The organism is Sulfuricurvum sp., from assembly GCF_023250475.1.
Lineage (GTDB): Bacteria > Campylobacterota > Campylobacteria > Campylobacterales > Sulfurimonadaceae > Sulfuricurvum.
Genome location: NZ_JAHFAQ010000095.1, coordinates 1 through 8,538, shown reverse-complemented (window position 1 = coordinate 8,538; position 8,538 = coordinate 1). Strand labels below are relative to the sequence as shown.

Below are 8,538 nucleotides of genomic sequence, written 5' to 3'. Positions count from 1 at the left end.
GTGTTTGCCGTAAACCCTTTGTTGAAAGTTATCACGCTATTCGTGTATAATAGCGGCTATTAAAAGGAAAGCAAAAAGGGGAAGGGTTGAAATTCTGGATTATTCTATCCCTTTGTCTTCCCCTGTTCGGCTTGGAACTCTCTATTCAAAGCGGTAAAGAGGAGGGAGAGAAATTCAGTATCCTTCATCTTCGTCACTCTCTCCCGTTTGAGTGCCAGGCAACCAACAATGAGTTTGGAGAAACAAGACGAATTGATTGCCGCTTCCCTTCCGCTCCAAAACAAAAATTCTCTCCCATTGACAATGGACAACTTGTTATAAGCTCTTCTTTTACGGCACAGGGGTATACGATCACAATTCTTCCCAAATCGAAGATGAAGCTTATTCCGGTCCTCTTTAATCTCACTAAATCGGAAGATACCTATCAAAATAGTGCAAAGAAGGCACTCCATTGGAATGTTATCGGATACCAAAACAATCTTCCTCTGCTGAATCTTGCCGCATCCGGCGCATCTGCTATTAATTTTCCGGTTAAAGTTGCGAAAAATACTCCTCCCTATGTCGGCGGACTTGATTTAAAAGGGAACCCGATCAAGATAAGACGGGTACAGGATGTTACCGATTATATGGAAATGAAAAAAGCGTACGCGGCTAAAGACTACAATAAAGTACTTGACCGTGCCGAAAATACCCTTAAAGAGTATCCCAACACCGTCTTTAAAAATGAGTTGATGCTATATCAAATCCGCTCCTATCACCAGCTGGGCGAATTTGAAAAAGTATTGGCGCTGTCTAAACGTTTTTTACGGGAATATTCCGCCGATCCGGGGATTGCCGAAGTTTTGGTCTATACCGCCAATTCGTACAGCAAAATAGGTCAAATTACCGATGCGGATTACTTCTTTGATCGTCTGTTTGATGAACAAGGCGATAGCTCTTTCGCCCCTTTGGGAATGATTTACAAAGCAGAGCAGCTAGAGATATCCGGTGAATTCAAAAAAGCGGCGCAGTTTTACCAACGCGCATTGGCCTCGACATCGGATGTAGCCATTGCCTCTAAAGCAGCCTTTAAACTCGCTCAAATTGAACTCGTAAACAAAGAGGTAAAAAAAGCGGCACAGTACGTGGATAAAATAGCGACTGTTAATCCTGATTATTTTAGTGAAGTCAGCAGCGATGCAATGAGTATGGCAACAACGTTTATGGATAAAAAAGATCCCAAGACGGCTGCCCGTATTACGGAAGCACTAATGAATAAGAGCGACAAGAAGTCAGAGAATTACCAGTTATTACTCAAAAATTTGGGACTTCAATTGGCCAAAGCGGGGAAACGCGGCGAAGCTCTTAAACGATTTAACGAATATCTTGAGAATTTTAAATACGGGGACTATGTTGAAGAGGTACGTCGGGCCAAAGACGGTCTGTTTTTTAATGAAGGTGACACCAATACGACAACGGAAATCAAAAAATACAATGATTTAATAGACCGTTACGGAGACGACAGTGTCGGACGAAAAGCACTGTACAAAAAAGCGCAGCTATTGTTAAAAGAGAAAAAATACAAAGAGATATTGGATATCGAGAGTGATCTTTATCGTCTCGATTCTACCGAGTATCCTGAAACCAACCAGCTTATTTCAAAAAGTGCCATCGGATATGAAAAATCGCTTTTAAAAGAGGGGAAATGTGTTGATGCGATGAAGTTTCAGAAGATGTACAAAATTAAACTTCTTCCGGAGTGGGATGAGGCACTTTTTGATTGTGCATTGAAAACAACGCAATACCCGACGGCTAAAAAAATAGCGCAAAGCCATTTGAAATCGAACTCCATAGCCGAACGGCAGTTATGGCTTTCACGAATGGTCAAAACACAGTTCGGTTTAGGAGAATACAAAGAGGCGACCAAGGGGGGTGAAGAGCTCATCACCCTCTTGGGGGCGCAAAAAAATCCTCCCCTCAACGACATTTATCGTACCATGTTCGATACCGCACAGCGTGTCGGAGACGGTGATAAAATGATTCGTCATATCAAGTTAATCGAAGATGCCTACCCGAATGATTTTAACGATATCGAGCGGTACACTCAAATGGTGAGTTTGGGGCTAAAACGCAAAGATGAGGCGATGACACAAACCTATGCCCGCAAAGTAATTGCCTTGCAAGAGCGGACAAAAAGCTATACGCAAACCCCTTTCATCGAATTTACATTGGCACAATCGTACCAAAATTTGGGCAAAGATACGGATGCTTTGAATATTTTGAAAACGTTGAACAAACAAAAGCTCAACACCGAAAAGCGCTCCCGTCAGCAGTATCTGATCGGAGCGATTGAGCAAAAATTGGGACACAAGCGTGAAGCGCGAGACGCTTATAACGCAAGTATCAAGACGGATAAAAACTCCGCATGGGGCAAATTGGCTAAAGACGCACTCGCGTTATTTTAAAATTGTTTCCGCAATCGTTTCCAAGACGTTTGCCGATCCGTTTGCGGTGAGGGCGAATTGGTGGGTGTTAAAGGTTTGTTGGCGCTTGGCTAACTGAGCCGTATGGGTTGTGATACGTTCTGTCATCTCAGTTTTCGTGATTTTCCCATCCAGATAATCCAATGCCTCAACGATTCCGATCGCTTTCATGCTGTTGGGCATTCGGCCGTATTGTCGCTCGAGTTCGGCGACTTCATCGATCAATCCCATGGTTACCATCTTTTGTGTTCGTAGAGCGATTCGTTCTCGCAGTAAAGAGCGTTCTATGTCTAAATGCAATACCGGACACTCTGTAATGATCGGTGAGGGGGGATGGGCACGAAACCAATCGGAGGGTGCCGTTTGTGTTTCCAGATAGATCAGGAGCATTTTCTCAATGCGGTAGGCATCGCTGGAGGCAATCTTTTCCATCGTAATCGGATCGGCATCACGTAATACCCGATGGCACTCTGCGAGATCTACAATCATCTCCTTTGCTTTTTGAAGGGTCGATGGGGAATATATAGGGATTTGGGAGAGCCCCTCAATCATACTCTTGAGATAGAAACTGCTCCCCCCGACAATAATGATATTTTTATTTTCGGCAACAGCCTGATGTTGAATACGGCGATACTCCTCGATAAAAGTGATCACACTCGCATTTTCATCAGGTTTGAGACAATCGATACCAAAGTGTTTGACGCAGGACAATTCATTTTTTGTCGGTTTTGCAGAGGCGATATCAATCTCTTTATAGATGCTGAGAGAATCAATGGAGAGGATTATTCCATTGTAACGCTGTGCAAGAGTGAGAGCCAAATCACTTTTGCCTGATGCCGTTGAGCCGATAATCGCTAAGGTTTTCATAACGGACATTATACCCCGATGGGGTGCAAGAACCTCTTATTAGAGGTAGCGTCAAAGATAATTTACGATAAAATAAACCTCATTTGATCAAAATAAAGGGTTATTGTGAAGCGGTTGAGGAAGAGATTGCAGGATTTTAATGAGCTGGTGATGTTTCAGCACAGTATTTTTTCGCTTCCGTTTATCTTTATTGCTATGATCGTTGCGGCGAACGGATGGTTCGGATTTAAGCTCCTTGTTCTGGGTGCATTGGCGGCTGTCAGCGCCCGAAACGCGGCAATGGGCTTTAATCGCTATGTCGATCGCTCTTTCGATATTCATAATCCCCGTACCTCCGGACGGCCCAGTGTGGATGGACGGCTCGATAGCGCGTCGATTGCTATTTTTACCGCAGTCAATGCACTCGTATTTATGGCGGCAGCATACTTCATCAACAATTTCGCGTTCTATCTCTCTCTTCCGGTCTTGATTGTATTGCTCAGCTATTCATATTTTAAACGGTTTAGTTCGATGGCACATATTGTTTTAGGTATATCGCTGGGATTGGCACCGATGGCGGGAGCGATCGCAGTGCTAGGCACTGTGCCGTTGTGGTCGATGTGGTTGAGTATCGGCGTCGTCTTTTGGGTTGCAGGTTTTGATCTTCTGTATTCTCTTCAGGATATGGAATTTGATAAAACCAACGGACTTCATTCGATCCCTTCCAAATACGGCAGCAGTGCAACCCTCAAAATATCGGCGCTTTTTCATCTGTTGAGTGTCATTTTTTGGGGACTTTTCGTGGCTGCGTCAGGATTAGGAGTTTTTGGTATCGGTGCAGTCGTCTTTTCAGCATTGATGCTCTCTTACGAACATATATTGGTTCGTCGTGATTTTACCCAGATAGATCGGGCATTTTTTACCGTGAACGGCTATTTGGGGTTTGTGTTTATCGGATTGATTATTTTAGATAAGGTGGTAGCATGAGCGATATAAGATTGGTACAGGCGACAATAGATTTGTCGTACGAAGTGGTAGAAGATAATGGCGAAAAATTTGAACGTGAATTCAATCAGATCGGCGAAACGGAAGAAAATTCGATAACGCAGGGGATAAAGCACGCGAAAGTTCGCGGAGAGCTTGATGATACAAATACCTTGATGCTTAACATTATGGCGGAGTTGTATCGGAAGATGGAGAAAATTGAGCAGCTCTTGACCAACGGAAAAGTAAACCGTCTTGAACTCTCTATGAAGGGACTTATCGAAGGGATAGGTTTGGAGCATTTTAAACTAAGCTCAGATCAACTGGAGAGCGGAAAACACTATTACGGAAGACTTGAAATAGCAACATTTCCTAAACGAGAAATTGCGCTCTATTTCGAAGCAGTGAATCCGTCATTGGCGCAGATAGAGAAAATCCATGTACGGGATAAAGAAGCATGGGGATATTATATGACAGCATGTGAGCGGGTAATGATTCGTCAGATGAAAGGGCTTGAATGAATCACCCAATCGAGATAGCACTGGTAGCCTTGGCTGTTATGGTCGTGGGACTTATCTATTATGTAGTTACGAAGGAGGGGGAGGTTACCAAACAGATCCGCTCGATTGCAAAAGTAGTGGAAGATCTGCACCGAGAACTGTTTATGATGGATAAACGGCTTAAACAAGAGCTGGAGATCATTACTTCGCTACAAGAGAGTGTGCCGGTGAGTCAGCACTCGTTGCATGCAGAACTCGGGCGTGAGGTGAATGAACTCTCCGTTCCGATTTTAGAATCACTGACGCAAATCGAGGAGACGTTTAGCGGGTATAAAGAGAAAACCGAAAATCGTCTTCGATATCTTGAAGAACGAATCCGCAATCTTTCCCTTCCAACTTCGATTAGCGGGCTGGATGATGAGAAAGTGATTAGTCGATATAACCAAGGAATTGAGATAGATACGATTGCCAAAGAACTCCGATTGTCAAAAGCAGAAGTGGAGTTTGTCCTAAAAATAAATCAACTCAGATAGTTATAAGCTTTATCGGCTATAATTTCGTTCTCTTTAAAAATATGCGTCCGTAGCTCAGCTGGATAGAGCACCGGTTTGCGGTACCGGCGGTCAGGGATTCGAATTCCTTCGGGCGCACCACTTACAAACACCGTAATCATTAAACCTTCAATCACTTAAGAACTTAGTATGTGACACTTTTATAAAATTACAGATTTCAATCAAAATATCACAACCTACCATTAGCACCAAAATGATCTATATAAGGCTATATTGTGTTGTAGCGTCAGTGAGTCCAAATAAGTCCTAGAGCGCAAATATGATTTGTATATGACTAATTGTTTAAGTTTTGTAGAGAATTCTTTATACCCATTATCACCGTTCGCATCATTTCTTTAGCTTTAGTATTCTTTTTCAAAGCAGAAGCAAAGTGAGCTCATGATTTTTTTGTTTTATGTACTTTTATTTTAAATAATTCATCGATTTTATTACCAGAGAGGAAGCTTTATAGGACCAATGGGTATCATCAGCATAATATATATCCTTTTCTCCATTTAAAACAGCACTATGCAAGATTGCTTTTGTATTAACAAATACGTAATCCTTCGGCAGTTGAACATAGTCTTCAAAAAATTCACTTCGACCATATTTATTTTTTTGGATTAAAAAGTCGCTATATATTGTATATTTATTAGGTCCAACAAGAACAATTAATTTAATATGAGATTTATTTAACAAATGAGCTAGTTTATTCAGATTATTATTCGCTTGATTGAGATTGGCTACATTATATTTTTTCATATTTTTTATATCATCTTTATAGAAAAGCAAGTCATTTGGATGGGAAACATTAAAAAAAGTCCCTTTTAACGGCACTTTGTAGACGATATTATTAAAACTATTATCAGAGAATTTTCTCAAAATATTGGTTAGTATAAATTTATAATTTCCATCATTTAGGAAAGTATATTCTGGTGATTCATTGATATATTTATTTTTAAAATTCAATTTTATATATTCAATAGTTTGATTTTTATCTGTATTTAGCTGCGGTGTCATCCTCTCTATAAATGCTCTTTCAACACTTTCTAGAATGACAACTTTAGTTTTCATTCTTTCCAAAATCCCTGAGTTGGCCAAAATGACTATCGTGTTTAAGTAGTCGCCATCAAATGGCTGAATATTTAATACTTTTTTCCCATATAGTGTTGCAATATAATCTTGATAATACCCGTTTAATCCTCCCCCTCCAGCATTTGAAAATGAGTCTCCTATTGTAATGAGATCAAAATATTGTGATTTATCAGTTAAATTAATATCAGCGCTTTCAAAGTGCTTAAAAGACAAATTGTATTCAGCTTTTCGTAAATCTAATGACGTAGATATATATCCAAGTCTTGATAAATCACCTGCTTTATAGCTATTTATACCTACGAAAATATCTTCAGTATAAAACTTCCATATAAAAAAATTAGTGGATATATAAAAAATATTTAATACTACAAATAAAAATAGAATTTTTTTTGATTTCATGGTAACTCTTTAAAAATTAAAATATAAAAATTCACTAATCTTACCGAGGGAATTAATACTGGAAAACCATAAGAATAAAATTGCTAAAATCATTTTATTCTCTTTTAAATTGTGTGCCAGTTCATGAGAATTTTTAAACAATAAAACAAACAGTAGTCCAGCAGCACTCCACAGAAGAGTTTTATTGTTTCCGTGAATATTTTGAAGCCAATTTCCAAAGGTGATGCTATATGGAGAGAGTAAAACTATGATTTTATTTCCAATTTTTTCATTTAGCATTATGCCGCTTGATCCAGTCATTCCGGTTAATACTTTATTTGCCATATCCCAATCTTTAGCCCGAAAAAATATCCAAGCAATATTGACAAAGTTAAAAGTAATCAACCATCCAAGCCATTCCCACATTCGTAGCCCTAAATCTTTCCAGATACGATGAAGTACAATTGCTACACCATGAAGTGCTCCCCAAATGATGAACATCCAAGATGCTCCATGCCACAATCCGCCGATGAGAAAGACAGCAAAGAGATTCCCGTAATTATGGTATCTGTCTACCTTGTTGCCACCTAATGGAATATAGATATAGTCTCGTAAGAAGCGTGAAAGCGTAATGTGCCAGCGTCTCCAGAAGTCTTGTATGTCTTTGGCTTTGTAGGGTGAGTTGAAGTTGATAGGAAGACGTATATTAAACATCAGGCTAATACCAATTGCCATATCAGTGTATCCGCTAAAGTCAAAATATAGTTGAAGTGTATAGCTCAGGCTCGTCGACCATGCTTCAATGAGGTTAAGTGTTGTTGCTACATCAAAGCCAGTATTTGCCCATGATGCAAATGTATCGGCAATCATTACTTTCTTAAAAAGACCGATGGAGAAAAGAAGCAATCCAACCGCAACATTACGCCATCGTACGGTCCAGTTCCAACGGCTGACAAATTGTGGCATCATCTCTGAGTGATGTAATATTGGCCCAGCTAGTAAATGAGGGAAGTAGGTCACAAAGAGCATGTAGTTGAGCAGATCATACTCTTTGATTTTCTCTTTATACGCATCAACAAGAAAGGCTATTTGGGTAAAAGTAAAGAAACTGATACCCAAAGGGAGAATAATATGTGGTAACGGTACATTTGCCCCAAAGACTCCGTTAAAATTATCGAGTAAAAAATTGGTGTATTTAAAATATGCAAGAAGAAGGATATTAAAAAGTATTCCAAAAATAAGAAGAGTTTTTTTGGAGACTTTTAATGGCTTGGTATTGGCCAGTGCTGATCCCACAAAGAAGTTGACGAATATACTTCCCAACAACAATGGAATATAAATAATATTCCAATAACCGTAAAAGAAAAGACTTCCGCCAACCAACCAAACTTTAGATCCAAGAATCAACCGTTGTCGTAACAGCCAAAAATACCCCAATAGCATAATAGGTAAAAAGGCAAAGATAAAGGGGTAAGAATTAAAAATCATTTTTTGATAGCTTTTTTATTTTTTGAAAATTATATTGTATCTGTACTTAGCATTAGGGATCTATAGTTGTGAAGCCATAAGATTCATTTTAATTATTGTAATTATGAAGTGGGCTTCATGATTCTTCTTTATACAGATGAGAATACGTTCGTTCCAATCAGTTTTTAGATACTCTTCATACTTATTTACCTCCAGTTACATAATCCTTTTATAAATAAATTTTCATTGCTAACG

The 8,538-nt window shown here is 39.4% G+C and carries 7 protein-coding genes and 1 tRNA gene; 5 read left to right on the top strand and 3 right to left on the bottom strand.

The annotated features are described in order from the left end of the window. Positions 1-86: 86 nt before the first annotated feature. Positions 87-2,444: a tetratricopeptide repeat protein gene (locus tag Q0C19_RS09095; RefSeq protein ID WP_295055272.1), complete on the top strand. Its 2,358-nt coding sequence runs from the start codon at positions 87-89 to the stop codon at positions 2,442-2,444. Here Q0C19_RS09095 and miaA read toward each other — a convergent pair. After that, positions 2,436-3,329 carry a tRNA (adenosine(37)-N6)-dimethylallyltransferase MiaA gene (gene miaA / locus Q0C19_RS09090; protein WP_295055270.1) on the bottom strand — a complete coding sequence of 298 codons (894 nt, stop codon included), beginning with the start codon at positions 3,327-3,329 and terminating at the stop codon, positions 2,436-2,438. The genes Q0C19_RS09095 and miaA overlap by 9 nt on opposite strands. A 105-nt stretch (positions 3,330-3,434) precedes the next feature. On the opposite strand from miaA, the gene mqnP reads away from it, so the two are divergent. From mqnP to Q0C19_RS09070, 4 genes are all read left to right on the top strand, one after another. Continuing rightward, a complete protein-coding gene (mqnP, locus tag Q0C19_RS09085; RefSeq protein WP_295055268.1) occupies positions 3,435-4,295 on the top strand; it encodes a menaquinone biosynthesis prenyltransferase MqnP in 861 nt (286 codons plus the stop codon). Continuing rightward, positions 4,292-4,813: a hypothetical protein gene (locus Q0C19_RS09080; RefSeq protein ID WP_295055266.1), complete on the top strand. Its 522-nt coding sequence runs from the start codon at positions 4,292-4,294 to the stop codon at positions 4,811-4,813. Before mqnP ends, Q0C19_RS09080 begins: the two co-directional genes overlap by 4 nt. Continuing rightward, entirely contained in the window at positions 4,810-5,325 is a 516-nt protein-coding gene (locus Q0C19_RS09075; RefSeq protein WP_295055264.1) for a hypothetical protein, read from the top strand. The genes Q0C19_RS09080 and Q0C19_RS09075 overlap by 4 nt, the downstream gene beginning before the upstream one ends. 43 nt (positions 5,326-5,368) lie before the next feature. Beyond that, positions 5,369-5,445: transfer RNA gene (locus Q0C19_RS09070), tRNA-Arg, on the top strand. A gap of 321 nt (positions 5,446-5,766) precedes the next feature. Here Q0C19_RS09070 and Q0C19_RS09065 read toward each other — a convergent pair. Continuing rightward, positions 5,767-6,837 carry a hypothetical protein gene (locus tag Q0C19_RS09065; protein ID WP_295055262.1) on the bottom strand — a complete coding sequence of 357 codons (1,071 nt, stop codon included), beginning with the start codon at positions 6,835-6,837 and terminating at the stop codon, positions 5,767-5,769. A gap of 9 nt (positions 6,838-6,846) precedes the next feature. After that, positions 6,847-8,304, bottom strand: coding sequence for an MBOAT family protein (locus Q0C19_RS09060; protein WP_295055261.1), 1,458 nt, complete (start codon positions 8,302-8,304; stop codon positions 6,847-6,849). Positions 8,305-8,538 lie beyond the last annotated feature (234 nt).

Bases quoted from the DNA above. Each gene is read 5' to 3' on its own strand.
- Q0C19_RS09065 (WP_295055262.1), bottom strand. From the start codon at position 6,837: ATGAAATCAAAAAAAATTCTATTTTTATTTGTAGTATTAAATATTTTT.
- miaA (WP_295055270.1), bottom strand. From the start codon at position 3,329: ATGAAAACCTTAGCGATTATCGGCTCAACGGCATCAGGCAAAAGTGAT.
- Q0C19_RS09075 (WP_295055264.1), top strand. From the start codon at position 4,810: ATGAATCACCCAATCGAGATAGCACTGGTAGCCTTGGCTGTTATGGTC.
- Q0C19_RS09060 (WP_295055261.1), bottom strand. From the start codon at position 8,304: ATGATTTTTAATTCTTACCCCTTTATCTTTGCCTTTTTACCTATTATG.
- Q0C19_RS09080 (WP_295055266.1), top strand. From the start codon at position 4,292: ATGAGCGATATAAGATTGGTACAGGCGACAATAGATTTGTCGTACGAA.